Origin of the sequence: Mesorhizobium opportunistum WSM2075 (assembly GCF_000176035.2) — a bacterium.
Lineage (GTDB): Bacteria > Pseudomonadota > Alphaproteobacteria > Rhizobiales > Rhizobiaceae > Mesorhizobium > Mesorhizobium opportunistum.
Window position 1 is genome coordinate 2891567 of record NC_015675.1, and the last position, 24363, is coordinate 2915929.

A 24363-nucleotide genomic window follows, 5' to 3' on the forward strand; every position below is an offset into this window, starting at 1 on the left:
GGAGATTATCCATGGCCGAGATCGGCGTCTTCCACAAAACAGAATCCGGTTATTCCGGACGCATTCGGACGCTGCTGGTGGATGCCGAGCTGGTGCTCGTGCCGACCAAACTATCTGACGGCAAAGCGCCGGATTTTCGCATCCACATCGGTGACGACAGCGGCCCCGAGGTCGGCGCGGCCTGGAAGGAAACCGGACAGACGGCCGGCGACTATCTGTCGTGCCGGTTGGAAGATCCGCTGTTTGGCCGGCGCTTCCGCGCCGGTCTCTTCCGATCCGACGACGGCTCCTGGTCGCTGCGCTGGATCCGGCCGAAATCGCGGCCGGAGCGTGCTCGATGAGTGGGCCATCGGCGCCAAAACGTGCGGACGGAAGCCGCCCCGTCACTCCGCTGCCTGGCCGGCGAGAAGCACTCTGCCTTATCGGTGGCATGCTGATCGTCTGTCACGCAATGACGGGGGCGCTGGCACAATCCGCGCCACTCTCCCGCAAGTCCGCGGACGATCCTTATACCGCGCCTATTGCCGAGGCGTCGCGTCGTTTCCGCGTTCCCGAGCGCTGGATACGGGCAGTCATGCATCGCGAAAGCGCCCGCGACCCGCGCGCGGTGTCGCGAAAGGGGGCTTTGGGCTTGATGCAGATCATGCCTGCAACCTTTGCCGAGCTGCGCCTTCGTCACCAGCTCGGCCGCGATCCCTATGATCCGCGCAACAACATCCTTGCAGGCGCCGCCTATCTTCGCGAGCTGTATGATCGATACGGTTCACCGGGCTTTCTGGCCGCCTACAATGCCGGGCCAGGGCGTTACGAAGCCTCCTTGAAGGGCCGTCCGCTGCCGGCCGAGACCCGCGCCTACGTTGCGACGCTCCGCCCTTTCTGGGGCGGCGGTGATGCGACCGGCGCGCTCACCGCCGGCCATGCCAACGCCGTCAGCTGGAAGGTCGCGCCGCTGTTCACAGTGCTGTCCGGGTCCATGGCCGAGTCCCGTCTTTCGTCCAGCGAGGACCCTTCCGTCGCGGTCCCGTCACCACCGTTGGTGCACGAGCTTTTCGCGACCGGTTCGCAGCCGAGCCAGTTGTTCACAGGGTCAGACATTCGGACATCGCGGCGATGACGAAGTCTCCTTCAGGTCGTCGCCTGACGTCTTTTTTTACGTCGCAGCCTGTGAGGCGCGTCGGGCGCAAAGCAACAACCGAGGGATGGCAGGATAAAAGGGCGCACATTGCGCGCCGGTCGGGTGGTTGTTCTTGCTTGATTTTCTGGCGTGTTCCGCACATTGCCGGCCATCGGTGCAATGTGTATGAAACAGCCAAGTTATTGTATTTGTTTTTCTCTTTCAACATTGCAGTGCCGCGCCATGGCTGATGAGCGCGAGTTTCGCATTCGACCCGGGCGCATCCGCTCCACGCGCGCCCAGCAGGCCCGGCCCTTCATCGCGCAGGTGTTGGCCGCGGCGAAAAAGGCCGGCGGCAGCATTTCGCGCTCGGGCCGGATTGTACAAGCAAGCCGCTCCCGCTTTGGTCACGGTCAGCGCGCCAGCATCCAGGCCAACCGCCTCATCACCTCGCGGTCGCGCGGCGCCGTCGTCAAGGCGCGGGTCGTGCGTCATTCGGTGCGCGCCGCTCCCCTTGGCACCCACCTCAACTATCTGCGCCGCGAGGGTGTCAGCCGGGACGGGGAGAAGGGGCAGTTGTTCGGGCCGGGGACGGAGAATGCCGATGGCGCTGCCTTCGCCGCGCGCGCCAAGGACGATCGTCACCATTTCCGCTTCATCGTCTCGCCGGACGACGCTCTCGAAATGGCGGACCTCAACGCCTTCACCCGCGATCTGGTGGGGCAGATGGAGAAGGACCTCGACACGCGGCTCGACTGGGTGGCGGTCGATCACTGGAACACCGAGCATCCCCACATTCACCTGATCGTGCGTGGGGTTCGCGACGATGGCCAGGACCTGGTCATTGCGCGTGACTACATCAAGGAAGGCATGCGCGACCGGGCTCGCGAACTGGTGACCCAGGAACTGGGTCCGCGCACCGATCTCGATATCCGCCACAGGCTCGAAAGCCAGATCCAGTCCGAGCGGTGGACGCAACTTGATCGGCAGTTGCTTCGCGAGAGCCGTGACAACGGGATCATCGATCTCGCGCTATCTCGCCCAAGGCAACCGGACGAGTATCACGCTCTGAAGGTCGGCCGCCTGCGCAAGCTCGAGACCCTTGGTCTTGCCCAGCAGGCCGGGCCTGGCCAATGGGCAATCGACGAACGGGCCGAAGCAACACTGCGCGCGCTTGGCGAGCGTGGCGACATCATCAAGCGCATCCACCGGGCCATGAGTGCGGCTGGCATCGAGCGTGGCTCAGCCAATTATGTCCTGGCCGGGGAGAGCCTGGAGACCCCGGTTATCGGCCGGCTGGTCGATCGTGGGCTCGATGACGAACTGATCGGCACGGCCTATGCCGTGGTCGACGGCGTCGACGGACGCACCCATCACATCAAGCTCTCCGATCTGGAGGCGGCCGGCGACGGCGCGCCGGGATCGATTGTCGAGCTGCGCAAATTCGATGATGCGCGCGGTCAACGCCGGGCCGCACTCGCGGTGCGCTCCGACCTTGCTGTGGATCAGCAGGTTACGGCATCGGGGGCGACCTGGCTCGATCGCCAGGCGCTAGCGCGAGAGCCTGCCGCCCTGGCCGAGGCCGGCTTCGGCGCCGAGGTTCGCGACGCCTTGCATCGGCGCGCCGAACATCTTGTCAAACAGGGGTTCGCGGAAAGGCAAGGCAGACGGGTCGTCTTCACCCGGAACCTGCTCGACACGTTGCGGCGGGCAGAATTGGAGACGCTTGGCGACAGACTCGCCGCCGACACCGGAAAACCTTTCAAGCAGGCCGCTAGCAGGGACTTCGTTGCCGGCGCCTATCGCCAGCGCCTGGCGCTCGCCTCCGGCCGTTTCGCCATGATCGACGACGGGCTCGGCTTCCAGCTCGTCCCCTGGACGCCCTCGCTCGAAAAGCATCTCGGCCAGCACGTCTCCGGTGTCGCGCGCGGCGATGGCGGCATCGACTGGAGTTTTGGCCGCAAGAAGTGGCTCGGCCTCTGAAAACCAGATGAAAGGAGCACGCCATGTCCGCCACAAAAATCCTGTGGGGTCAGATCCTCACGGTCTTCCTGATCGTCCTGGCGACGACCTGGGCGGCGACGCAATGGACCGCATGGAAACTCGGTTTCCAGATCGGGCTCGGTCCACCCTGGTTCGAGATTGCTGGGATACCTGTCTACTATCCGCCAGCTCTATTCTGGTGGTGGTATTTCTACGACGCCTACGCCCCGTCTGTCTTCGTGGAAGGCGGACTGATCGCCGCCTCCGGTGGCTTCCTCTCGATCATCGTTGCCATCGCCCTGTCGGTGTGGCGGGCGCGCGAAGCCAGGAATGTCCACACCTACGGGTCGGCGCGCTGGGCCGAGAAGCGAGAGGTGGAGGCCGCGGGCCTGATCGATAACGATGGTGTGGTGCTCGGGCGCTATGACCGCCATTATCTGCGTCACGACGGGCCAGAGCATGTGTTGTGCTTCGCCCCGACCCGGTCCGGCAAAGGCGTCGGCCTGGTGGTGCCTTCGCTTCTGACCTGGCCGGGCTCGGCGATCGTCCATGACATCAAGGGCGAGAACTGGCAGCTCACCGCGGGCTTTCGCTCTTTGCACGGTCGCGTGCTGCTTTTCGATCCGACCAATTCGAGATCGTCAGCCTACAATCCGCTTCTGGAAGTCCGCCGCGGCGAATCGGAGGTCCGTGACGTCCAGAACATCGCCGACATTCTCGTCGACCCGGAAGGGAGCCTGGAGAAGCGCAACCATTGGGAAAAGACCAGCCACGCGCTGCTGGTCGGCGCGATCCTCCATGTACTCTACGCCGAGCCGGACAAGACGCTCGCCGGCGTCGCCGCGTTTCTTTCCGATCCCAAACGCCCGATAGAATCGACGCTTGCCGCCATGATGAAGACCGCGCACCTGGGCGATGCCGGCCCGCATCCGGTTATCGCCAGCGCGGCGCGCGAGCTGCTCAACAAATCCGACAATGAACGCTCGGGCGTGCTATCCACCGCAATGTCCTTCCTCGGTCTTTACCGCGATCCGGTTGTGGCCGGGGTGACCCGGTGCTGCGACTGGCGAATTTCCGACATCGTCGGCGGGAAGCAGCCGGCAACGCTCTATCTCGTCGTACCGCCTTCGGACATCAACCGGACCAAACCGCTTATCCGCCTGATCCTCAATCAGATCGGTCGCCGCCTGACAGAGGATCTGCATACCAAGACAAATCGCCACCGGCTGCTTCTGATGTTGGACGAGTTCCCGGCGCTGGGCCGCCTCGACTTCTTCGAGAGCGCACTGGCTTTCATGGCGGGCTATGGCCTGAAAAGCTTTCTCATCGCGCAGTCGCTGAACCAGATCGAGAAGGCCTACGGTCCCAACAACTCGGTCCTCGACAACTGCCATGTCCGCGTCAGCTTCGCCACGAACGATGAAAGGACTGCCAAACGCGTGTCCGACGCTCTCGGCACGGCAACCGAAATGCGGGCGATGAAGAACTATGCCGGTCACCGGCTCTCGCCCTGGCTCGGGCATCTCATGGTGTCGAGGCAAGAGACGGCCCGCCAGTTGCTGACGCCCGGCGAGATCATGCAGCTGCCGCCGACCGACGAGATCGTCATGGTGGCGGGCACGCCGCCGATCAGGGCCAAGAAGGCCCGGTACTACGAGGACGCCAGCTTTAAGGAGCGCGTGCTGCCGCCACCCGAACTGGCGCGATCGCAAGTGGCCGAGCCTGACGACTGGAGCCAGTTGCCGATCCCGGCTCACTTGGAGGTCACACAAGTTTCCGGAACGCTGGGGCAGGGTGATGGCGATCCAACGGGATCGGAGCGCCGCCTGCAAGCAGAACTCAATCGGGCGCAGGCCGTCGAGAAAGCGGCGCCGATCGAAAACGAATTCGAAATGGGACCGGACGACGATGCCGACGACGACGATGCCATCCGCAATCGGCGCCTGGCGCGCCTCATGCAAGGGGTGGCGCGGCAGGTTTCCCTGGACCCCGATGACGGCATGGAGCTGTAGGCGCCATGACGGCTCGCAAAAAGAAGGCGCAGATTTCCGTTTATCTCGATCAGGCCATCATGACGATGCTTGGCGATTATGCGGCACGGCGCGGTCAACCCCAGTCCATGATTGCAGAAGCAGCACTGGCTTCGTTCCTGTCGCCGGACGCGGATGAGCGTCGCGAGGCCGCGATCGCCAAACGCCTCGATCAGGTCGATCGACGCCTGGCCAGGCAGGAGCGCGATATCGGCATCGCGGTCGAGACACTGGCGGTGTTCGTCCGCTTTTGGCTGGCGACAACGCCAGCCTTGCCCGAGCCCGCCGCCCAGGCCGCACGGGCCAAGGCGGCCGAACGCTATGAGGCCTTCGTCACGGCGTTGGGGAGACGCCTGGCGAAGGGGCCGAAACTGCGGCAGGAGGTTTCCGAGGATATCAATCCGATGGACAGCAGCGGAAACCCACCCTGACGGATTGCAGGCTGATAGTCGGCTAGCCTGAAGCCTGCGGTCGCGCGACGCCAATGTTTGTTGCACCGACGCCGACATCGATGATCAGTCGCCGCACCAGGATGCGCGAGCAAGTCCTGGCAGCCGGTTCGTCGCACCTTGATCAATCGACGGCATCAGCCTTGTTGTCGGCGAGGAGAGCCGCCCGCTTGCCGATAGCTGACTTGACTGCGTCGGCCAGCTGCTCGGGAAAGCCGCGGGGCAGCGACATGATCACCTCGTCGGCCTGCTTCTCCACGTTTTCAGCAATGTCATCGAAAATTCTGCGCATGAGGGGGGTACCCACACCGGCGATGTCAGCGGTCTGCAGGAAGTGGCGTGGCATGATGTCTGGTACCGAATAGTGCCCGTTCTTGCCGACCGACATTGCCAGCTTGAATTTTTTGCGCGGAATCTGTCCGGTATCAAGGCTGGGCTGCGCGGTCAGCACGTCGTAAAGCGGCGTCATGCGGAATCGTCCGCCAGGGCTGAGAAAAATGCTGAAATTCTTGGCGTGGCCGTCGGTCGCGCCAATCAGCCAAAACAGGATGCAGGTGCGCAAGAAGGTGGCGATGTCTTCATCTGGCGTATCGCTACCCTTCAAGAGCTCGACAATCTCGCGCATGCCGGGACCGCCATCCGACTGGTACTTGCGCGTCGGTGGCACTGACAGCGCTTGACAGATATCCTCCTGCGGCAGGCGCAGAAGGCGACCGTCGCGGGCCCACAGCCGGTCGAAGCGTTCTACGATCAACGTGCGGCGCTCGCCGAAGTCAGCGATCTGCGCCTGGGCGGCGGGAACGCCAAACGCCTGTAGCAGCTTAAGGCACAGATACTCATTTTCGACGCTGTTGGAGAGATCGATGCCGTTCGGCAGCCGACCGATCTGCGGCTTCAGGATATGGGTGGTCGCTGCCGTGCCGATCGGTTTGAACCAGCCTCCGTCCTTGCGCAGCAGTGCGGTCTTTTCCTGCGCGCCGGCAATAGAGATGCGAAAGTCCTCATCCTCGCCCAGGCCGAGCGGAGCGGCAGCAAGGTTCGCGATTATTCCGGCGACGTCCTCGTTGCTGACCGGCTTGCCTTCGACACTGCCGGGAGGGCCTGGATCCATGCCATCGGGCAGGAACTGCAACGCGCCGACGCAGTCATGGCCGAGCGCTGCCAGCAGGCTGTAGGCGTCCGTGCCGTCGGCGCCGACGCGTTCGGCAACACGCCTGCGTATCGCGTCATTGTCCGGAAGCAGGTTATCGAAGACGTTGGTCACTGGCGTGCCGATATAGCGGTCTTCGCGTAAGGGAAGCGAGAGTGAGATCGGGAAGGTGCCGCGCCAGTCCAGCCATTCGCGGGCGTATTGGAAGTCGATGGCGCCCGTCGATTCCCTGCGCAGGACGCCGACCAGGCGCCCGTTCAGGAACACGTTCAGGGGGATGTGAGCCGGACGCCGTGCCATCAGAACAGATCCTCAATATCAGCAGAGCTGCCTTTGCTGCGCGCGCGCACGACGAGTTCAAGGTCGAGGGCGGAGAGGGCGGCCATCAAGGTGCGGAGTTGCATCGCGGGCTCGCCGGCCTCGAGGCGGGAGACCGTACCTTGGCGCAGGTGGATCTGGTTGCCGAGCGAGCCTTGCGTGAGCCCGGCGTTCTTGCGGGCGCGGCGCAGAATGGCTCCGAGTTGTTTTGCGTTGCGAGCGATCTGGTCCGTCATAATGGGTCTCCACCCTCGTAATATACGCGATCGCGTATCAATTGTCAATATACCGCATCGCGTATAAAATGGAATATACACGATACCGTATATAAGGAAGATATACGCGATCGCGTATGATCCCGACGTGTGTGCTGGCAGCGGCGGTCTTGGCGCCCCAGCTGAAACGAGCGGGACGAGAACATTCTTGATACTTTGTTGAAGCACATCTCGCCGCTCAGTTGGGAACACGTCAACTTGACTGGCATCTTGGGATACGGAACTTCAGATGCCGGACGGCTGCGACGAGACGCCTCCTGAAAACCATGTATTCCTTGCTCACTCGCGATTCATTCCACCTCGGCGAGGATCAAGGTTCTTAAGCGACACGAGCGTCTGCCCGAGCGGCTACGCCTCGAGTTACTTTCTCGCAGTCCGGCGTGGGGAATGGGAGTCCGCGACGTACAAAACATCGCCTACATCCTGGTCGACCCCGAAGGCTCGCTTGAAAGGCGCAATCATTGGGAAAACACGAGCCACGCGCTGCTGGGCGGTGCGATCCTGCATGTGCTCTATGCCGGACCGGACAGACGCTGGCGACGTCGCGTCATTCCTGTCCGATCCGAAGCGCCCGATCGAATTGACCAAGGCGACCCTGATGACGACGCCGCATCTGGGGGAGGGCGGTCCGCACCCGGTCATCGCCAGCGCGGGCCGCCCGCGCTAGCACGGCGCCGCCCGCGCTAGTTGATGCCAGCTGGGTTCTGTTGCTGATCGCGTTCAGTTGGCGGCTCCGCACAACTGCGACGTCGTCAACCCTGGCGGCACGTTCTCCGTGGGGCCAAATCCGTACTTCGCCATGAGGCTGGCGATCGTGCCATTCGACATGACCTTCGCCAGACCCTGATTGTAGAGGTCGCGCAGATCGCCATCGTCCTTCCTGAACGCGATCGCGATGTAGCTGATCGACTTCTCGTCCGTCGTGAACGGGCTGGCGCGCTCCAGATCGGGGCTCCTGTTGCCGGCCAGCAGTCCGATCACCGTCGGGGAAGAGAACAGAGCCGCGTCGATGCGGCCGGCGCGCAGTGCCGCGATGTTGGTCTCGATGTCCGGGAACTGCAGGATGCGGTCCTCCGGCACGCCTTCGGTGATGGCGTTCTTGATGACATTGCTGCCGCGGCCGCCGCCCATGATCGCGTCGGATTTTTTGGCAAGATCCGCATAGCTGTGGATCGCCTTGGGGTTACCGGCGAGCACGACCGCCGCGTCGTCGGTCCTCAGGTCGGGAGCGCCGAAGGCAACCTGCTGACATCGCTCGGGCGTTATCGATAGGCCCGATGCAACGGCATCGAAACGGCCGGCCATCAGGCCGGGGATCAAGGCGCCGAACTCGGTGACCTCGAAGTCGACCTGCTTGATCCCGAGATCGGCAAAGGCCGCCCTAAGAAGATCCGGATGCCAGCCGAGCAGCTCGCCGGTTCCCTCCTTCTTGTAGCCCCATGGCGAGCGGTTGTGGATGCCGATGACGATGCGCCCTTCCTTCAAGACGCGTTCCTTCGTGGTCTCTGCCGTTGCCGGCAGCACTGATCCAACAAGCGCGGCATAGGCGATGCAGGCCAGGCCAATCGCAGCCGATCGGGCTCGAAATTTCATTGGTGCAGTCCTCCCGTGAGATTGAGTTGTTGCGCGCAGGCGTTCCGCCTCAGCCGCACGAGGCTACGTTTGAAGATGGCAATCGGTCAATATATATGTATAAAATATGTACTAAGTATTGCGAGTGCAGCTGTGAGAGCCTCTCGCTTGTGGCGAGGAGGGAAATACGTTTGTACGTGAGTTGCTATTGGGTTGACGCTGGCGCCCCCACCCGGCTCGGTTGCCGCCGCGATGGTCGTTGGAGACTACCGTTCGACTGCTGCGGTGCGAACTTGATCGAGATGCTCATCTGAGTCGGTAGAGCGCTACCGCCTTTCCCCCACTCATTGGCCTGCCAGTTCAAGCTTCGTTGCTGCGGTTGAACAGTGGTCAACCTGCTAAGCATCGAAAGCCTTCGCTATAGCGGACTAGCGCTCAGCAAATATTTCCGCCGTGCTTCCTGGCTGATCGAGCTTCCAGACACGGGCTATACAGCGGCGCATCTCATCAGCTGTGGCCCCGCATCGAAATTCGGCGAGACGAATGGCCTTGGATTCCAATTCCTGCTTGGCAAGCGTGTTGCCTGGATCGCCCTTGGCCTCGTCGACCCGGGCAGTCAGCTTGCGGCCGTCAACGGTCGTGACGCTCACCTTGCCGACCCATCGCCTCGGATAAAGGCTGTCGATCTCGGCATCGAATTCCATACGCACCTTCGAGCGGAAGCGCGTTACGCCAGCGTCGGCAAGTGCCTGGCGTTCGAACGCGTCGAGGTCGGCGACGCCATTGACGGCGATGAGCCCCAACACCGTGCCCATGGAGAACTTCGCCTGGTGGACCGTCTGAGGGATGTCCACCGCACCCAGGACATCGATGGCGCCCTGGTGGACATGGGTGACCACCTCCGCGATGTCGTCCGGGCCGAGCCCCTCGCGGCGCATGAGCAGCTGAAGTGCGTCGGCTGCCGGATGGGTGTGGCGACAGGAGGCGTGCCATTTGAAGGACGTCTCCTCCGTTGCCCAACGGCTGCCGAGCCCGTCCGTCAATCGGGACGGATCGGCATCGCTGGACATGCCGGCTGACATGCCCTTTTCCCCTTCGAGGATCCGCGCGGCGCCCTTGAAGCCGTCGCGTGCAAGATAGGCGGCGAACAGACCATTGGCGGCTGCGCGCGCGGTATGAAGCTGCTTCGAATCGGCGGCATCACGCAGGAATTCCCAGAGCCCTGCCGCCTGCGTACCGGCGGAGCCGAGAGCATGGTTGAGACCGGCGGCGTCCAGGCCGATGAGCTTGCCGACGGCCGCAGCCGCGGCGACAGCGCCGGCCGTGCCGGTGGTGTGGAAGACCTCGTAATGTGAGCGCCCCAGGAATTCTCCGACGCGGATGCCCACCTCATAGCCGGCGATGCAGGCAGTCAGCATTTCTCGTCCGCTCTTCCCCTCAGCTTCGGCAACCGCCAACACGGCGGGAAAGATCACCGCTGCCGGGTGAAAGACCGAGCCGTTGTGGACGTCGTCCTGTTCCACGACGTGTGAGGCCGCAGCGTTGACCATCGCCGCGAAGTAAGGACTTGTGCCCCGCCGCGTCGGAATGACAATGCTGGGTCCGCCCGCCGGCCCCATCGCGCGGGCAAAACCATCGATCATCTCGACCTGGTGCGCGCCCTTGCCGGCGAGAGCCGATCCGAGCCAGTCGATCATCAGCCCTTTCGCGAAATGAACGACGCGCGGCGGAATCTGCTCGAAGTCGAGCTCGGCGATGAAGGCGCAAAGCCTGGCTGTCGGCCGATCGGCGGTGTCCAGGCTCACCTATTGCTCCTCCTCTGCGCCCTCTAGACCAAGGCGGCCCAGCGAAGGATCCGCCTTGCTCGCTCTATGACTGGCCGATCCACCATTTCGCCGTTCACCTGGACAGCTTCGCCGGACGAAGCTGCGCCGACGATGTCGCGTGCCCAGATGATTTCATTGTCGCTCGGGCGAAATGCAATGCGAATCGGCTCGATCTGCCTCGGATGGATCGCCATTTTGCCACCGAAGCCCATCTTCATTGCATGGCGGGCGTCAACCTCGGTGATTTCGGGACTGCTCAGGTCGGTCGTCACACCGTCGATCGGCGCAGCACGGCCGGCCGCGCGCGAGCGCCAGACAATTTCGTTGCGGGCCGCAAGCAGGGTCAGCCGATCATGCGCGCAACCGAGATCGAGCGAGAAGTCGACCGAGCCGAACGCCACGGCAACGACGCCGGACGTGGCCAGTATGTCCGGCAGGTTGGCAAGGCCGACAGCGCTTTCGACCAGCGCGATGACGGAAACGCTGCGTGCCATGTGCCTAGCCATATTAGCAATGTCTTCTGGACGTTCGACCTTGGGCAGCATGACGGAGACGCCGTCGAGGCGCCGTACGGCATCGATATCCGCTTCGTGCCAGGGTGTGCCGGCGGCGTTGATGCGGACCACGATCGCTGATTTCAGCATGGCCGCATGAGCAACGACCACTTCGCGAGCGAGGTCCTTGTTGCCAGGGGCGACGGCATCCTCAAGGTCGAGAATGACCGCATCCGCGCCGCTGTTGTCGGCCTTGGCAAACCGCTCCGGCCGCGAGCCCGGCACGAAAAGCGACACGACAGGCGTGACGAAGCTCACCATTGCGCCGTGGCCTTCACCGTCACATGGCCGTCGGCCGACCGTACCTCGAGAGCCATGCCGTCATTGCCCGGACACGTTGCGCTCAGAAGCAGGCGTTGCGGTCTGGTTGCCGGATGCACGCCCCGGAAGGAGAAACGGCGCGGCGAGGAGCCGAAAATGGCTGTGGCAAAGTTCAGGAGCAGCGTCGCCTGCAGCGGGCCATGGATGACGAGCCCGGGATAACCCTCGACCGTTGTGGCGTAAGGCGCGTCGTAGTGGATACGATGCCCATTGAACGTCAGCGCGGAGTAACGAAAGAGTAGCACCGGATCCACGTCAACCCAGCGCTCGTTCGATGCCGCCGGGGGTGGAGTTCCCGGCGGGGCAGGGGTCGCTGCCGTAGCGCCGGCGGCGCGATAGGCAATGGTCTGGTCCTCCTCGATCACCGGGCCAGCGTCGTTGGCAATGTCGTGCCGGACCATGACGAAGGTGAGCGGGCCGGTGCGGCCCTGCTTCTCCTCGATGGCGGTCAATGTCGAGCGACGGCGGATGCGGTCGCCGGAGCGGATCGGCGCTATGAAACGGACATCGCTGGCAGCCCACATGCGGCGCGGAAGCGGCACCGGCGGCAGGAAGCCGCCTTTGGTGGGGTGCCCGTCAGGTCCGAGTTTGCGCCTGTCGGCAATATCGGGCGTCAGGCACCAGTGCAGTCCGGGCGGGGCCGTGCTCCCGGCGGTTTGCGCTGCGTGGTCCCCGAGCGTGGCGTCAAAGCTGGCCAGCAGGCGCGGGGTGACAACATCCTCGACCTCGTGGGTGCGTCCAACCCATTCCTGCAGCGTGCTCGTGTCCAGAGTCATGGGCTCCCTCGTCAGGCGGCGAATTCGGACCGGATCCGGTCCGTGTCGGCGCCAAGGGCGGGAACGCTTGGGACCGTTGCGAATCCCTCCGACCGCCCTGCCGGCATGGGCACGGAGATGCGCCTGCCGTCCGGCAGCGCCACCTCTGTCCGGCGCAATGCCTTGTGGCGCGGCAGGTCGTGCATAGCGCTCACCCGGCCCCAGGCGATCTGCGCACCGTTGAGACGGTCGATGGCCTCTTCGCAGTCGATTGCCGCGAAGATCGGTTCGATCTCGGCGTCGAGCGCCATGCGGTTGGCCACCCGCCGGGCATTGGTGGCGAAGCGTTCGTCGGCGAACAAATCCTGCCTTTGCAGCACGATGGTGCAGAAGCGCTTCCATTCATTGTTCTGCTGGATGGACACGACCACGCTGCCATCCCGACAGGCATAAGGTCGATAGGGGTAGATCGAAGCGTGTGCCAAGCCATATCTCTGCGTCTCGCGGCCCGCATATTCGTAGTGGAGCAGCGGCACGGTCATCCAGTCTGCCATGGCGTCGAACATGGCGATTTCGACAATGCGGCCGCGCCCGGTCTTCTCGCGCGCCAACAAGGCTTCGAGGATCGCTGCATGCGCATTCATTCCGGTGGCGATGTCGGCGGCGGAAACCCCGATCTTGCTCGGCGTGTCCGGCGTGCCAGTGACGGCACAGATGCCGCTTTCCGCCTGCACCAGCATGTCGTAGGCGCGCATCGCGGCGTAAGGCGTGTCCTGTCCGTAGCCGACGATGTTGATGGCAATCAGCCGGGGGAACCTTTCCGCAATCACATCGGCGGAGAGGCCGAGCCTGTCGATGGCGCCCGGCGCGAGATTCTGCACGAGAACATCCGCGCGCGCCACCATCCGCTGCAGGAGAGCGAGGTCGTCCTCGGCTTTCAGGTCGAGAACCGCGCTTTCCTTGCCGCGGTTGAGCCAGACGAAGTAAGCCGACATGCCTTCAACGGTGGAATCGTAATGACGCGCGGTTTCGCCTTCCGGACGCTCGATCTTCACGACGCGCGCCCCGGCATCGGCGAGGCGAACCGTGCAGAGCGGAGCGGCGACCGCCTGCTCGATCGAAACGACGAACAGACCCTCCAGCGGGCGGGTGCCGTTAGACATTGCGCTGTACCCCCGAGCGCGCCAGCACGCCTGGTTTTAGCCGCTCGTTCTTGCCGTAGTCCTCGGCGGCGTGGAAGAAAAGCCGCGGCGTGCCGTCGATGTCCTCTAGCCGCTTGCTATAGGCTTCCAGATAGGCCTTGCGGCCATCGTCGCCGACACGGCCCGGCATATAGGCGACGAAGGGCGGCAACACGTCGAAGCCTGAGTAGCGAAGCAGGCCATTGTGGATCGGCCACAGCACCGTGAGGATGTCACCATCGATGCCATCGGGCGCATAGGTGTCGGCCGATGTGCCCGTGGTGGCGGCCACCATGGCGAGCTTTCCCTTGAACATGCCGGTGTCGTATTTGCGCCCCGGCAGATACGCAAAACCGCGCGCGAACACACGGTCGGCCCAGCCCTTGAGCATTGCGGGCAGTCCGAACCACCAAACCGGGAACTGGAACAGCACGAAGTCCGCTTGTTTCAGCTTTTCGATCTCGGCGATGATGTCGGCTGAAAGCGCGTCGGCCTCGTACGCCGCGGTCTGCTCGCGCGGCAGGCTGAAAAAGTCCGGATCGTTGCGCTCGCCTGATATGTCGCCCGGCCCTGCGACAGGATTGAAACCCATCGCATAGAGGTCGCTGACGACCACATCGTGACCTGCGCGGGTCAGTGTTTCCACGGCCATATCCTTCATGGCGCCGTTGAAGGATCTTGCTTCCGGGTGGGCGTAGACGATGAGGACGTTCACGGCGGCAACTCCTAGTAGGAACGCGGCAGTCCAAGCACGTGCTCGGAAAGGTATGACAGGATGAGGTTGGTCGAGATCGGCGCGACCTGATAAAGACGCGTCTCGCGGAATTTGCGCTCGACATCGTACTCTTCCGCGAAACCGAAGCCGCCATGCGTCTGGATGCAGACATTGGCGGCTTCGTTAGAGGCGTCGGCCGCCAGCATCTTGGCCATGTTCGCTTCGGCACCGGGGTTCTTGCCGGCCTCGTAGAGGTTCAGCGCCTCGCGCACCATCAATTCGGCCGCGCGCATGTTGGCGTAGGCCCTTGCGATTGGGAACTGGACGCCTTGGTTTTGGCCGATCGCTCGGCCAAACACATGCCTTTCCTTCGCGTAGACGCTCGACTTTTCGATGAACCATTTCGCATCGCCGACGCATTCGGCTGCGATCAGGATGCGCTCGGCGTTCATGCCCGAGAGGATGTAGCGGAATCCCTTTCCCTCTTCGCCGATCAGGTTTTCGGCCGGCACGCGCAGATCGTCGAAGAAGACTTCGGTGGTGGCATGGTTCATCATCGTGCGGATCGGCCGGATGGTGAGGCCCTTGCCAACGGCTTCGCGCATGTCGACGATGAGGACGGAGAGACCGTCGGTCTTCTTCATGCCATCCTTGAGCGGCGTGGTCCGCGCCAGAAGCAGCATCAAATCCGAATGCTCGGCGCGGCTGGTCCAGATCTTCTGGCCCTTGACTACGAAATGATAGCCGTCGAGGCGAGCAGTGGTCTTGAGAGCGCCGGTGTCGGTGCCGCTGGTCGGTTCGGTGACGCCGAAGGCCTGCAGACGCAATTCTCCCGCGGCGACCTTCGGCAGGTATCGTTGCTTTTGGGCTTCAGAGCCGTGGCGAACAAGCGTGCCCATCGTGTACATCTGGGCATGGCAGGCGCCGCCATTGCAGCCGGCGCGCTGGATTTCCTCCAGCACGGCGGCGGCGGCCGAAAGCGGCAGGCCCGAGCCGCCATACGCCTCCGGGATCAGGATCGAAAGCCAACCAGCCTCCGTCAATGCTTCGACGAACTCGCGGGGATAGGCCATGTCCCTGTCGAGCGCGCGCCAGTATTCTCCGGGAAAGCGCGCACACAGCCGGGCGACGGCATCGCGAATGTCCTGATAGTATTCCATGGGGTTTGTCCGGCTTTCGTCGTGCTGCGGGCCTCACTATCGCGCCGCCGCGTCCTGTCAGCAACGCAAAGCTGGCGTGAGCAGACATAACGGAATTCGAATGCTTACAGCGAGGGGCCGAGGAGTTGGCCAACCCAGATCGCCCGCCCTACGAGGTCCTTGGCGATGTCCTCTATTGCTTGTCCGGCAAACCGCGCCAGCCGAGAGGCAGGTCGGTCTGCCGGATATGCAAGGATCAGGCGGCGCACCGGCACGGGATCGATCAGCGGCGCGGCGGTGAGCAGCCCCGCGGTTACATCGGCATGGATAGGAGCGAGCGGCAGGATCGTCCAGCCATGGCCGTTGCGCACTAGGTCCTTCAGCGCGGCGTAGGAATCCGCCTCGATGCCGACATCGAGCGTGATGCCGGCATCCGTGGCACAGCGTTCTACGATGATGCGCAGACCGTGCTTGATGCTGGGCAGCAGCAGGCGCTTGCCGGCAAGCGAGGCGAACGATACCGCGCGCACGGTTGAAAACCCCGCATCAGGCGGCCCAATCAGGAAGAGATTTTCCAGAAGCAACGGGCGCGAGCGCAACGAACGCGCCATGCGCGGGTCGTACAGCACGGCGACGTCCACCTCGCCTCGGTGCATCCAGTCGAGCAAATAGCCGGTGTAGGCGCTGACAAGCCTCAGCTTCGCCTTGGGATGGTTCTTGGCGAAGGCGGCAGCCAGCGGCAGCGAAATAATGTCCGCGACGGTGGGTGGCAGACCGATCGCCACTTCACCGGTGAGCGGCGCGTCGGCTGGCGTGGCCGTGGCACGGATCTCATCGATCTCTGCCATCACGCGCATGGCGTGCGTCAGCACCTGCTTGCCCTGCTCAGACAGCACCATGCCGCGGCCGTGGCGCACGAACAGGGCAAAGCCCAGTTCCTCCTCCAGCATGCGCACCTGCCGGCTGAGGGCAGGCTGCGCGATGTGTAGCCGATCGGCAGCCTTGCTCAGGCTCCCGAGTTCGGCGACGTGGATCAGCGTACGCAGTTGCGACAACTCCATAAGCTATCAAATATCATTATATCTGATCACAAGAAAGAGACGACGATTAGATCGGATAGCCGAGATAACCTGATGCCAATCCAAATCTCGGAGTTCCAACGTGACGGCGAGCGTAGAAGCAAAACATCCGGAAACAGCAACGCCTGGGGCCGCTCCGGCGGCGTCTGAAAAGCAGTGGCCAGATCAGGTCTATGATGTGCTCAAGGCTGCCGGCATCAGCCACATGTCTTATGTGCCCGATGCTGGACATACGACCCTGATCCGACGCTTCAGCGCGGATCCCGAGGTCGTCGCCAACGTGCTGACGACGGAAGAAGAGGGCATCGCCGTCGCCGCCGGCTCCTGGCTCGGCGGCAAGCGGAGCGTCGTGCTCATGCAATCGTCAGGGGTCGGCAACTGTATAAACATGCTGTCGCTTCCCGTGCAGGCACGCTTCCCCTTGCTCGTTCTGGTGACGATGAGAGGCGAATGGGCCGAGTTCAACCCCTGGCAGGTGCCGATGGGGCAGGCGACGGAAGCCTCGCTGAAATCGATCGGCCTCAAGGTGCTGCGCGCCGAGACTGGTCCAGACCTCGTGGAGACGGTGGCTCAGGCAGCCCTGATGGCTTTTGACGCCGATCAACAGATCGCGGTGCTGATCGGGCAGCGCCTGCTCGGCAAGAAGAAGTGGTGAATGAGATGAATTTACCGACACTGGACCGCCGGGTTGCGGTGAAGAAACTCCTTGACGCCCGCGACGGCGCATTGGTCGTGACCGGTCTCGGCTCGCCGACCTACGACGTGCACGCCGCCGGTGACCGCAACGACAACTACTATCTCTGGGGCGCCATGGGGGGTGCTGCACTGATCGGTCTCGGGCTTGCCCAGGCCCAGCCCGACAAGCGGGTCATGGTGATTACCGGTGACGGCGAACAGCTCATGGCGTTCGGCTCGCTGGCGACGATTTCGGTGGCGCGGCCCAGCAATCTCGACCTGATCGTGCTCGACAACCAGCATTTCGGCGAGACGGGCATGCAGTCGAGCCATACCGGTCGCGGCATCGGTTTCGACAAGGTCGCGGCCGCTTGCGGGTTTTCGAAAACCGCCGAGTTGCGCTCGCTGGAGGAGGTCGACACGCTGTGTGAAGAGCTGCGTCGCCCGGCCGAAGGTCCACGCCTTTTCGTGCTGAAAATCACCGCCGAGAACCTGCCGCGCTCGCTGCCACCGCGCGACGCGGTCGAGGTCAAGAACCGCTTTCGCGCTCATCTGGGCTTTGCCACTTGTTGAGGACCGATATGGCGCTGGTCAGTTTCCAGAACACGGTCGGCGGTCGGCTGCAATCGACAGCCGATACATTCGAGAGCCATGATCCGTTCACCGGCAGGCCCTGGGCGCTGATCCCGCGTGGGGGAGCAGCCCAGGTGGACGCTGCCGTGGCGTCCGCCAAGGCGGCATTCCGGTCGAAGGAATGGGCCGGCATCACCGCCACTGCGCGTGGCAAGCTGCTCGTGCGAATGGCCGACCTGATCGCCGACAGCGCGGAGCGCATTGCCGCCATCGAGACGCGCGACAATGGCAAGCTGCTCACCGAAATGACGGCGCAGCTGCGCTATATCCCGGAATGGTTCCGCTATTTCGGCGGTCTTGCCGACAAGATCGAAGGGGCGGTGCTGCCGATCGACAAGGCTGGCATGTTCGCCTTCACCCGCCACGAGCCGCTGGGTGTCATTGCAGCCATCGTGCCCTGGAATTCGCCGCTTTTGCTTCTGACCTGGAAGCTAGCGCCGCTGCTGGCGGCCGGCAACACCGTCGTCATCAAACCGTCCGAACACGCATCGGCCTCGACGCTGGAGTTCGTGAAACTGTTTGCGCACGCTGGGTTCCCGCCAGGCGTGGTCAACACCGTTACCGGCATGCCGCTCGATGTCGGCGTGCCGCTCGTTGCCCACCCCGACGTCGCCAAGATAGCCTTCACCGGCGGTGAGCCCGGCGGGATCGCAGTCTATCGAGCGGCTGCCGACCAGCTCAAGACCGTCACGCTGGAGCTTGGCGGCAAATCGGCCAACATCGTCTTTGACGACGCCGATATCGAGAGCGCGGTCAACGGCGCGATCTCAGGCATTTTCGCTGCCGGCGGCCAGACCTGCATCGCGGGTTCGCGCCTGCTGGTGCATCGCAAGATCCATGACCGGTTCGTGGAGGGCGTCATAACGCTGGCGGCCAGTGCTCGATTGGGCAATCCCGCTCTGGCCGAGACGCAGGTGGGGCCGATCACCACGCAAGCCCAGCGCGAGAAGGTGCTGTCCTATCTCGGCATAGCACGCCGCGAGGGCGCACTATGCGTGCTCGGTGGCGGCAAGCCTGCGTCCAGTGAACTGGCCGAGGGCTGGTTCGTCGAGCCGACCATCTTCACCGGCGTGAACAACACCATGCGGATCGCGCGTGAGGAGGTGTTCGGGCCGATCCTGTCCGTCATCCCCTTTGACGACGAGGACGAGGCCTTCGCCATTGCCAATGACAGCCCCTATGGGCTGGCGGCCGGGATATGGACCAGCGACATGGGCCGGGCGCTGCGCGGCGCGGCCGTGATGGAAGCGGGAATGGTCTGGATCAATTCATACCGCGCCGTCTCCTATATGGCGCCCTTCGGCGGCTACAAGAGGAGCGGTATCGGTCGCGAGAGCGGGCAGGAGGCCATCAATGCCTATCTGCAGACCAAGACGGTGTGGATAGATACGGCGGGCAAGACCGCCAATCCCTTCGTGATCCGATAGGGTAGGCTTCGGTGGGAGAATTATCCTTATCCGTGGCCAAGCTCGGCACACCGCTCACTGAGACGGGGGTCGACTTATAATGATCGAGGGATTGGACATGAGACAGGCAGGAAAGGTGGCTGTTGTCACAGGCGCGGCGCGCGGCATCGGACGCGCTTGCGCGGAACGGTTTCTGGCCGAGGGCGCGAAGCTCGTGCTTGGCGACATCGATGCGACGGAACTGAGAAAATGTGCCGCGGAAATCGGCACCGCCGACAGCGTCCTGGCGGTCGTTACGGATGTCAGCAAGAAGGAGCAGGTCGATGGGCTGGTTGCGGCGGCGGTGGCGAAGTTTGGCCGTGTCGACATCATGGTCAACAACGCCGGCATCGCTCCGGTCCAGGACTTTCTCGACATCACAGAGGCGGACTACGACAGAGTTCTCGCCGTCAATCTGAAGGGCGCGTTCACGGGCACCCAGGCCGCAGCCCGCCAGATGATTGCGCAGGGTGGAGGCGGTGTCATCATCAACATGTCATCGATCAATTCAGGCCTCGCCAATCCACGCGTCGCCACCTACGCGATCTCCAAGGGCGGCATGAACCAGGTCACCAGTACCGCGGCTGTTGCCTTCGCTCCCCACGGCATCCGCGTGGTCGGTGTCGGCCCGGGCACCATCGCCACGGACATGGTCATGGACGGGACATTCATCGATTCGGAAGAAATGCGACGGGCGGTTCTTTCGCGCACACCGCTCGGTCGCCTCGGCACGGCAGCCGAGATCGCCTCGGTCGTGGCGTTCCTGGCCAGCGACGACGCTTCCTACATCACCGGCGAGACGATCTACCCCGACGGGGGGCGCCGCGTTCTCAACTATACGGTCCCGATCAAGGAGTGAGAGAATATGGGTAACTTCGACAAGCTGCATCATCTCTGCATCGTCGTGCACGATATCGACAAGGCCCAGGCCTATTACGACTCCATCGGCATTGGGCCATGGGAATCCTATCCGCCGCTGGCGGAGTACGAAGAACTCGAGGTCCCAAGTCCGAAGGGTTTCCATGCCATGCAATACCGGATCTGCAACCTGCCGAACGTCCAGCTGCAGCTCTGCCAGCCGAGCCATGATCCCTCACTGCAGCGCATCCATCTCGATACCAAGGGTGAAGGCGTATTCCATATCGGCTTTGAGGTCCGCGATGCGGATGCAGCCGAAGCCAAGGCGAAAACCGACGGGCTTTCCGTGCTGATGCGCGGGCGCCGGGAAAACCGCACCGGCTTCACCTACTACGACACAGCCGAAAAGGCAGGCGTGATCCTGCTGACGCGGGCGACCAATCTGCCTGGCAAATGATTCCACCAACGCAAAGGATTGGGGAGGTCGATGAGGCCCAGGAACGACGGGGCCGTCAGCTTCCCCGCAATTCCTGAAGCCGGTCGACCAGGAATTTGCCGCTGGTGATGATATGCATTTCCAACAGGCCGACGGCGCGCAGCGTATCCTTGGCTTCGCACAGGTCGATGAGTTGCCAGTGGTCGCGGTCGGACTGGGCCTGGATCTCGGTTAGCGTCACCATCATGCGTGTGTAGCGTTCCAGCTGCTGGTAGATGCGCCCCACCAGTTCGATCGTCGCCTTGCGGCCGGACGGCTGGTAGAGCGCGGCGTGGAAATTCCAGTTGAGCTGGTTCGAGTACTCGCCGGTCTTGCCCTGCTCCTGATGCTGTTTTGCGCGCTCGCGGGCCAGCGCGAGGTCGGCCTCCGTCATCCTTGGAATGGCCAGGGCCAGTAGCCATGTTTCGATCCGGGCCCGCAATTCGTAGAGCTCGAGGATCTCGTCCAGGGAAATGGAGGTGACGACGGCGCCCTTGTGGGAAACCAGCGTGACGAAGCCTTCCGAATGAAGCTGATGCAGCGCCTCTCGCACCGGAATTCGGCTGACGCCGAACTCGGTGGCCAGATGTTCCTGCCGCAGCTGGAAGTTGGCCTCGTATTCGCCGATCAGGATCTTCTGCCTGATGGCATCGGCGACCTGGGTCGAGATGGTTTTCTTCTGTACGAGCATGAATCAGCCTGGGGCGGCCGCCTTGTTTGTCGACTGGCGCCGTTTTGATTGAAGAAGTGGACGCATAGCACCGTTGTCACTGCGATGCCATGTCGCCCGTTTCGCTTCAGTAGACATGTTCCTCGATAGGCTTATTGCTGGCGATCCGTTCGTAGCGGAAGGCCGAAAGGTCGATGGAGCGGTACTCGCCGTAGGCAATGAGGTCGCTGACGCCCGACCCGGTCGCCGCCGCATGCATCATGCCGTGGCCGCTGAAGCCGGTGGCCAGGACGAAGTTCGAGACCTCAGGATGCCGGCCGATGATTCCGCTGTGGTCGAAGGTGTTGTACTCGTAGAGTCCCGCCCAGGCGCGCAGCATGCGCAATTGCTCGAAGCCGGGCACACGATGGGCCAGCGCCGGCCAGATCAACTCGTCGAACAGGTCGTAGTCCACATCCAGTCCAAAATCGTCCGGCTCGTTCTCGCGCACCGGCGGAACACCGCACAGGAAGAGCTGACCTTCCGGCCGCAGCCAGAGGCCGCTTGTGTCGAAGATGAAGGGGCAGTTTTCGATCCTTGTCGGCGTTTCGAAGACGAAGACGCAGCGCTTGCTCGGGACGACCGGCAGTTCGGCGCCGGCCATCCTGGCAATGCCCGCGCTCCATGGCCCGGCCGCGTTGATCACCGTGCCGGCGGCAAGCCGGTCGCCATTGTCCAGCAGCACTTCACCCACCTTGCCGGAAGATGCCATGGTCAGTCCGGTCACTGTCGCGGCAAGATAGTCCACGCCCTGTGTGCGCGCCTTGCGACGGAATGCTTGCATCAGGCCAGGACCGTCGAACCAGCCTTCGCTGCCAAGGCCAAGCGAGCCAAGCGCGAGATCGTCCGTGTTGAGCCACGGGAAGCGTTGCGCCAGATCGACCTGCTCGATCAGTTCGGCGTCGACGCCCATGCTGCGCTGAACGCGGTTCTTGGCACGCTGCGCGTCGGCCCGCTCGGGCGTCGCCAGCACCAGATAACCGGGCTCATGCAGGCCGATGTCGGCCAACTCGTCGCCAATTGCTAGCCGCGTCTTCACCTGGCGCAGGAAGTCGATGCTGAACTTCGACATCGCGATGTTGGGCGCCGTGCCGAACTGCTGGCGGATGGCGCTGGTCGACAAGGAAGACGAGGAGGCCGTGTAGTAGGGGTCCCGCTCGATCACCGCGATCCTGCCGTCGAAATCCGGGTTGGTTGACAGGAAGTAGGCGATCGAGCTGCCGACAACGCCTCCGCCAACGATCACCACATCATAGTTTGTGCCCATTCCAATCGTGTTCCCTATTTCGAATATCATCCGTGGCGACCAAGGATTGGATACTTTCCTCTATCGACCCACCTCCAGGATGAGACATACCCCGGTCTTAGACGCAGAAAAAGGGGTTTGACGCGAAAATCAGAATACATTATCCAATCTGTAGCAAATATCTTACATGCCGAGGATTGTTCCGTGGGCCTCATCGCTCCCCGTCTCGACGTCATCAAGCCAAGTCCGAGCATGGCGGTCACCGCGCGGGCAATCGAAATGCGCTCGGCCGGCATCGACGTTATCAGCCTGAGCGCCGGCGAGCCGGATTTTCCCACGCCTCCGCACATCGTCGAGGCGGCCTACGAGGCGATGCGCAGGGGCGAGACGCGCTATACGGCGGTCGACGGCACCACCGCGCTGAAGAAGGCGGTGGCCGAAAAATTCAGGCGCGAGAACGGCCTCGACTACAAGCCTTCGCAAATCAGCGTCGCGGGGGGCGCCAAGCAGATCATCTACAACGCCCTGCTGGCAACGCTGGCCCCGGGTGACGAGGTGGTTGTCCCAGCGCCCTATTGGGTTTCCTACACCGATATCGTCCTGCTCGGCGAAGGAAAGCCCGTGGTCGTTCCCTGCACGGAGGCGCAGGGCTTCAAATTGACGCCGCAAGCCCTGCGAGCTGCGATCACCGGGCGCACCAAGTGGCTTCTGCTCAACACGCCTTCCAACCCGACAGGCGCCGTCTACAGCCGCGACGAACTCGCTGGCCTGGCCGAAGTGCTGCTCGACCAGCGCCACGTCCACGTGCTGACCGATGACATCTACGAGCATATCCTGTTCGATGGACGTACCTTCCATACCATCGCCGGCGTCGAGCCGCGGCTGAAGGACCGTACGCTCACAGTGAACGGGGTATCGAAGGCCTATGCCATGACCGGCTGGCGGATCGGCTATGCCGGCGGGCCGGAAGCGCTGATCCGCGCCATGGCGACCGTGCAGAGCCAAAGCACGTCGAACCCGTCATCCATCTCGCAGGCCGCGACCATTGCCGCTCTGGAAGGTCCCCAGGACTTTCTTCGCCCTCGGGCGCTCGAATTCCAGGCTCGGCGCGACCGCGCTCTGGAACTGCTGCGCAAGATTCCCGGCCTCACCTGCCAGACGCCCGAGGGCGCCTTCTATCTCTATCCCAACTGCTCGGGCCTGATCGGCCGTCGCCGCCCCGACGGCACTCCCATCGGCAGCGACGACGACTTCTCGCTCTACCTACTCGATCAGGCACGAGTCGCGGTGGTGCAGGGCTCTGCCTACGGCCTGTCTCCGCATTTCCGCATTTCCATAGCCACGTCGATGGACCTGATCGAAAAAGCGATTGGGCGCATCGCCGAGGCCGTCGAAGCGCTGCGGTAGGGCCGGCGATGGATCTTGAGTTCGTCCAGAAGCTGATCGAATTTGTCTCGCGCTCGCCCATTGCCGAACTGGAGATCGAGCGCGACGGCGTTCGCGTCCGCATGTTCAGGCCTACGGCGTCGGCGCAATCCGCGTCGCAGGTGCAGCCTGGACCTGACGTAACGGTCCGTTCCCCAGATCAGACGTCGACATCTCTGCCCATCGCACGCCATTCGATCCGCGCGCCGCTGACGGGCGTGTTCTACTGCTCCGGCACCGAAGGCGAACCGCCGCTGGTTGCCGTTGGCGATGTGGTCGCGGAGGGGCAGAAAATCGGCGTCCTCGAAGCCATGAAGACGTTCAATGTCGTGGAATCCGATCGCGCTGGGCGCATCGTCCAGATCGCGTTCAACGACCATGCAGCGGTGCAGTCCGGCGACGTGCTGTTCGTGCTGGAAGATGAGGGCTGAGGGCG

Annotated in this window: 24 protein-coding genes and 1 pseudogene; 13 read left to right on the top strand and 12 right to left on the bottom strand. The window is 63.2% G+C overall.

What is annotated here, in order from left to right; genetic code table 11:
• Window positions 1-11: 11 nt before the first annotated feature.
• The 5 genes from MESOP_RS13845 to MESOP_RS13865 all read left to right on the top strand — a co-directional run bounded on the left by MESOP_RS13845 (window position 12) and on the right by MESOP_RS13865 (window position 5558).
• Entirely contained in the window at window positions 12-341 is a 330-nt protein-coding gene (locus tag MESOP_RS13845; RefSeq protein WP_013893937.1) for a DUF736 domain-containing protein, read from the top strand.
• Window positions 338-1114, top strand: a complete 777-nt coding sequence (locus MESOP_RS13850) for a lytic transglycosylase domain-containing protein (RefSeq protein ID WP_013893938.1) — start codon at window positions 338-340, stop codon at window positions 1112-1114. The genes MESOP_RS13845 and MESOP_RS13850 overlap by 4 nt, the downstream gene beginning before the upstream one ends.
• A gap of 243 nt (window positions 1115-1357) precedes the next feature.
• The gene (locus MESOP_RS13855; protein WP_013893939.1) at window positions 1358-3097 is read left to right on the top strand and encodes a relaxase/mobilization nuclease domain-containing protein; all 1740 of its coding nucleotides are present in this window, start codon (window positions 1358-1360) and stop codon (window positions 3095-3097) included.
• A gap of 23 nt (window positions 3098-3120) precedes the next feature.
• Entirely contained in the window at window positions 3121-5109 is a 1989-nt protein-coding gene (locus MESOP_RS13860; RefSeq protein ID WP_013893940.1) for a conjugal transfer protein TraG, read from the top strand.
• Between the two features lie 5 nt (window positions 5110-5114).
• Window positions 5115-5558 (top strand): hypothetical protein, encoded by a 444-nt coding sequence (locus tag MESOP_RS13865; protein ID WP_013893941.1) that lies wholly within the window; start codon window positions 5115-5117, stop codon window positions 5556-5558.
• Window positions 5559-5700: 142 nt separating this feature from the next.
• Here the strand turns inward: MESOP_RS13865 and MESOP_RS13870 are convergent, their stop codons facing one another.
• Both MESOP_RS13870 and MESOP_RS13875 read right to left on the bottom strand, forming a co-directional pair.
• A complete protein-coding gene (locus tag MESOP_RS13870) occupies window positions 5701-7026 on the bottom strand; it encodes a type II toxin-antitoxin system HipA family toxin (protein ID WP_013893942.1) in 1326 nt (441 codons plus the stop codon).
• Entirely contained in the window at window positions 7026-7280 is a 255-nt protein-coding gene (locus tag MESOP_RS13875; protein ID WP_013893943.1) for a helix-turn-helix domain-containing protein, read from the bottom strand. The genes MESOP_RS13870 and MESOP_RS13875 overlap by 1 nt, the downstream gene beginning before the upstream one ends.
• Before the next feature lie 406 nt (window positions 7281-7686).
• On the opposite strand from MESOP_RS13875, the pseudogene MESOP_RS33635 reads away from it, so the two are divergent.
• A pseudogene (locus MESOP_RS33635) lies at window positions 7687-7977 on the top strand (conjugal transfer protein TraG); the annotation flags it as partial.
• A gap of 62 nt (window positions 7978-8039) precedes the next feature.
• On the opposite strand, the gene ehuB reads toward MESOP_RS33635, so the two are convergent.
• The 8 genes from ehuB to MESOP_RS13915 all read right to left on the bottom strand — a co-directional run bounded on the left by ehuB (window position 8040) and on the right by MESOP_RS13915 (window position 16443).
• Entirely contained in the window at window positions 8040-8912 is an 873-nt protein-coding gene (ehuB, locus tag MESOP_RS13880) for an ectoine/hydroxyectoine ABC transporter substrate-binding protein EhuB (RefSeq protein ID WP_013893944.1), read from the bottom strand.
• 407 nt (window positions 8913-9319) lie between these two features.
• Window positions 9320-10696, bottom strand: coding sequence for an MmgE/PrpD family protein (locus MESOP_RS13885; RefSeq protein ID WP_013893945.1), 1377 nt, complete (start codon window positions 10694-10696; stop codon window positions 9320-9322).
• A gap of 23 nt (window positions 10697-10719) precedes the next feature.
• The gene (locus tag MESOP_RS13890; protein WP_013893946.1) at window positions 10720-11532 is read right to left on the bottom strand and encodes an HpcH/HpaI aldolase/citrate lyase family protein; all 813 of its coding nucleotides are present in this window, start codon (window positions 11530-11532) and stop codon (window positions 10720-10722) included.
• Window positions 11526-12368 (bottom strand): HTD2 family dehydratase, encoded by an 843-nt coding sequence (locus tag MESOP_RS13895; RefSeq protein WP_013893947.1) that lies wholly within the window; start codon window positions 12366-12368, stop codon window positions 11526-11528. Before MESOP_RS13895 ends, MESOP_RS13890 begins: the two co-directional genes overlap by 7 nt.
• An 11-nt stretch (window positions 12369-12379) precedes the next feature.
• Window positions 12380-13510 (bottom strand): CaiB/BaiF CoA transferase family protein, encoded by a 1131-nt coding sequence (locus MESOP_RS13900; protein ID WP_013893948.1) that lies wholly within the window; start codon window positions 13508-13510, stop codon window positions 12380-12382.
• Window positions 13503-14243: an NAD(P)H-dependent oxidoreductase gene (locus MESOP_RS13905; protein ID WP_013893949.1), complete on the bottom strand. Its 741-nt coding sequence runs from the start codon at window positions 14241-14243 to the stop codon at window positions 13503-13505. The genes MESOP_RS13900 and MESOP_RS13905 overlap by 8 nt, the downstream gene beginning before the upstream one ends.
• Window positions 14244-14254: 11 nt before the next feature.
• Entirely contained in the window at window positions 14255-15403 is a 1149-nt protein-coding gene (locus MESOP_RS13910) for an acyl-CoA dehydrogenase family protein (protein WP_013893950.1), read from the bottom strand.
• 104 nt (window positions 15404-15507) lie between these two features.
• Window positions 15508-16443 carry a LysR family transcriptional regulator gene (locus MESOP_RS13915; protein ID WP_013893951.1) on the bottom strand — a complete coding sequence of 312 codons (936 nt, stop codon included), beginning with the start codon at window positions 16441-16443 and terminating at the stop codon, window positions 15508-15510.
• Between the two features lie 100 nt (window positions 16444-16543).
• Here MESOP_RS13915 and MESOP_RS13920 point away from each other — a divergent pair, with 100 nt between their 5' ends.
• From MESOP_RS13920 to MESOP_RS13940, 5 genes are all read left to right on the top strand, one after another.
• Window positions 16544-17116 carry a thiamine pyrophosphate-binding protein gene (locus tag MESOP_RS13920; RefSeq protein ID WP_013893952.1) on the top strand — a complete coding sequence of 191 codons (573 nt, stop codon included), beginning with the start codon at window positions 16544-16546 and terminating at the stop codon, window positions 17114-17116.
• Between the two features lie 5 nt (window positions 17117-17121).
• Window positions 17122-17709 (top strand): thiamine pyrophosphate-dependent enzyme, encoded by a 588-nt coding sequence (locus MESOP_RS13925; protein WP_013893953.1) that lies wholly within the window; start codon window positions 17122-17124, stop codon window positions 17707-17709.
• 8 nt (window positions 17710-17717) lie between these two features.
• The gene (locus MESOP_RS13930) at window positions 17718-19196 is read left to right on the top strand and encodes an aldehyde dehydrogenase (RefSeq protein ID WP_013893954.1); all 1479 of its coding nucleotides are present in this window, start codon (window positions 17718-17720) and stop codon (window positions 19194-19196) included.
• A 97-nt stretch (window positions 19197-19293) separates the two neighbouring features.
• Window positions 19294-20073, top strand: coding sequence for an SDR family NAD(P)-dependent oxidoreductase (locus MESOP_RS13935; protein WP_013893955.1), 780 nt, complete (start codon window positions 19294-19296; stop codon window positions 20071-20073).
• A gap of 6 nt (window positions 20074-20079) precedes the next feature.
• Window positions 20080-20529: a VOC family protein gene (locus MESOP_RS13940; protein WP_013893956.1), complete on the top strand. Its 450-nt coding sequence runs from the start codon at window positions 20080-20082 to the stop codon at window positions 20527-20529.
• Window positions 20530-20584: 55 nt separating this feature from the next.
• On the opposite strand, the gene MESOP_RS13945 is transcribed toward MESOP_RS13940, so the two are convergent.
• A complete protein-coding gene (locus tag MESOP_RS13945) occupies window positions 20585-21238 on the bottom strand; it encodes a GntR family transcriptional regulator (protein ID WP_013525162.1) in 654 nt (217 codons plus the stop codon).
• 106 nt (window positions 21239-21344) lie between these two features.
• Window positions 21345-22523 (bottom strand): NAD(P)/FAD-dependent oxidoreductase, encoded by a 1179-nt coding sequence (locus MESOP_RS13950; RefSeq protein ID WP_013893957.1) that lies wholly within the window; start codon window positions 22521-22523, stop codon window positions 21345-21347.
• 183 nt (window positions 22524-22706) lie between these two features.
• Between MESOP_RS13950 and MESOP_RS13955 the strand changes: the two genes are divergently transcribed.
• Both MESOP_RS13955 and MESOP_RS13960 read left to right on the top strand, forming a co-directional pair.
• Window positions 22707-23909 carry a pyridoxal phosphate-dependent aminotransferase gene (locus MESOP_RS13955; protein WP_013893958.1) on the top strand — a complete coding sequence of 401 codons (1203 nt, stop codon included), beginning with the start codon at window positions 22707-22709 and terminating at the stop codon, window positions 23907-23909.
• An 8-nt stretch (window positions 23910-23917) separates the two neighbouring features.
• A complete protein-coding gene (locus MESOP_RS13960) occupies window positions 23918-24358 on the top strand; it encodes an acetyl-CoA carboxylase biotin carboxyl carrier protein (RefSeq protein WP_013893959.1) in 441 nt (146 codons plus the stop codon).
• Window positions 24359-24363: the final 5 nt, after the last annotated feature.

Coding starts and splice junctions, on each gene's coding strand:
- MESOP_RS13845 (WP_013893937.1), top strand. CDS start 12: ATGGCCGAGATCGGCGTCTTCCACAAAACAGAATCCGGTTATTCCGGA.
- MESOP_RS13850 (WP_013893938.1), top strand. CDS start 338: ATGAGTGGGCCATCGGCGCCAAAACGTGCGGACGGAAGCCGCCCCGTC.
- MESOP_RS13855 (WP_013893939.1), top strand. CDS start 1,358: ATGGCTGATGAGCGCGAGTTTCGCATTCGACCCGGGCGCATCCGCTCC.
- MESOP_RS13860 (WP_013893940.1), top strand. CDS start 3,121: ATGTCCGCCACAAAAATCCTGTGGGGTCAGATCCTCACGGTCTTCCTG.
- MESOP_RS13865 (WP_013893941.1), top strand. CDS start 5,115: ATGACGGCTCGCAAAAAGAAGGCGCAGATTTCCGTTTATCTCGATCAG.
- MESOP_RS13870 (WP_013893942.1), bottom strand. CDS start 7,026: ATGGCACGGCGTCCGGCTCACATCCCCCTGAACGTGTTCCTGAACGGG.
- MESOP_RS13875 (WP_013893943.1), bottom strand. CDS start 7,280: ATGACGGACCAGATCGCTCGCAACGCAAAACAACTCGGAGCCATTCTG.
- ehuB (WP_013893944.1), bottom strand. CDS start 8,912: ATGAAATTTCGAGCCCGATCGGCTGCGATTGGCCTGGCCTGCATCGCC.
- MESOP_RS13890 (WP_013893946.1), bottom strand. CDS start 11,532: ATGGTGAGCTTCGTCACGCCTGTCGTGTCGCTTTTCGTGCCGGGCTCG.
- MESOP_RS13895 (WP_013893947.1), bottom strand. CDS start 12,368: ATGACTCTGGACACGAGCACGCTGCAGGAATGGGTTGGACGCACCCAC.
- MESOP_RS13900 (WP_013893948.1), bottom strand. CDS start 13,510: ATGTCTAACGGCACCCGCCCGCTGGAGGGTCTGTTCGTCGTTTCGATC.
- MESOP_RS13910 (WP_013893950.1), bottom strand. CDS start 15,403: ATGGAATACTATCAGGACATTCGCGATGCCGTCGCCCGGCTGTGTGCG.
- MESOP_RS13915 (WP_013893951.1), bottom strand. CDS start 16,443: ATGGAGTTGTCGCAACTGCGTACGCTGATCCACGTCGCCGAACTCGGG.
- MESOP_RS13925 (WP_013893953.1), top strand. CDS start 17,122: ATGAATTTACCGACACTGGACCGCCGGGTTGCGGTGAAGAAACTCCTT.
- MESOP_RS13930 (WP_013893954.1), top strand. CDS start 17,718: ATGGCGCTGGTCAGTTTCCAGAACACGGTCGGCGGTCGGCTGCAATCG.
- MESOP_RS13935 (WP_013893955.1), top strand. CDS start 19,294: ATGAGACAGGCAGGAAAGGTGGCTGTTGTCACAGGCGCGGCGCGCGGC.
- MESOP_RS13940 (WP_013893956.1), top strand. CDS start 20,080: ATGGGTAACTTCGACAAGCTGCATCATCTCTGCATCGTCGTGCACGAT.
- MESOP_RS13945 (WP_013525162.1), bottom strand. CDS start 21,238: ATGCTCGTACAGAAGAAAACCATCTCGACCCAGGTCGCCGATGCCATC.
- MESOP_RS13950 (WP_013893957.1), bottom strand. CDS start 22,523: ATGGGCACAAACTATGATGTGGTGATCGTTGGCGGAGGCGTTGTCGGC.
- MESOP_RS13960 (WP_013893959.1), top strand. CDS start 23,918: ATGGATCTTGAGTTCGTCCAGAAGCTGATCGAATTTGTCTCGCGCTCG.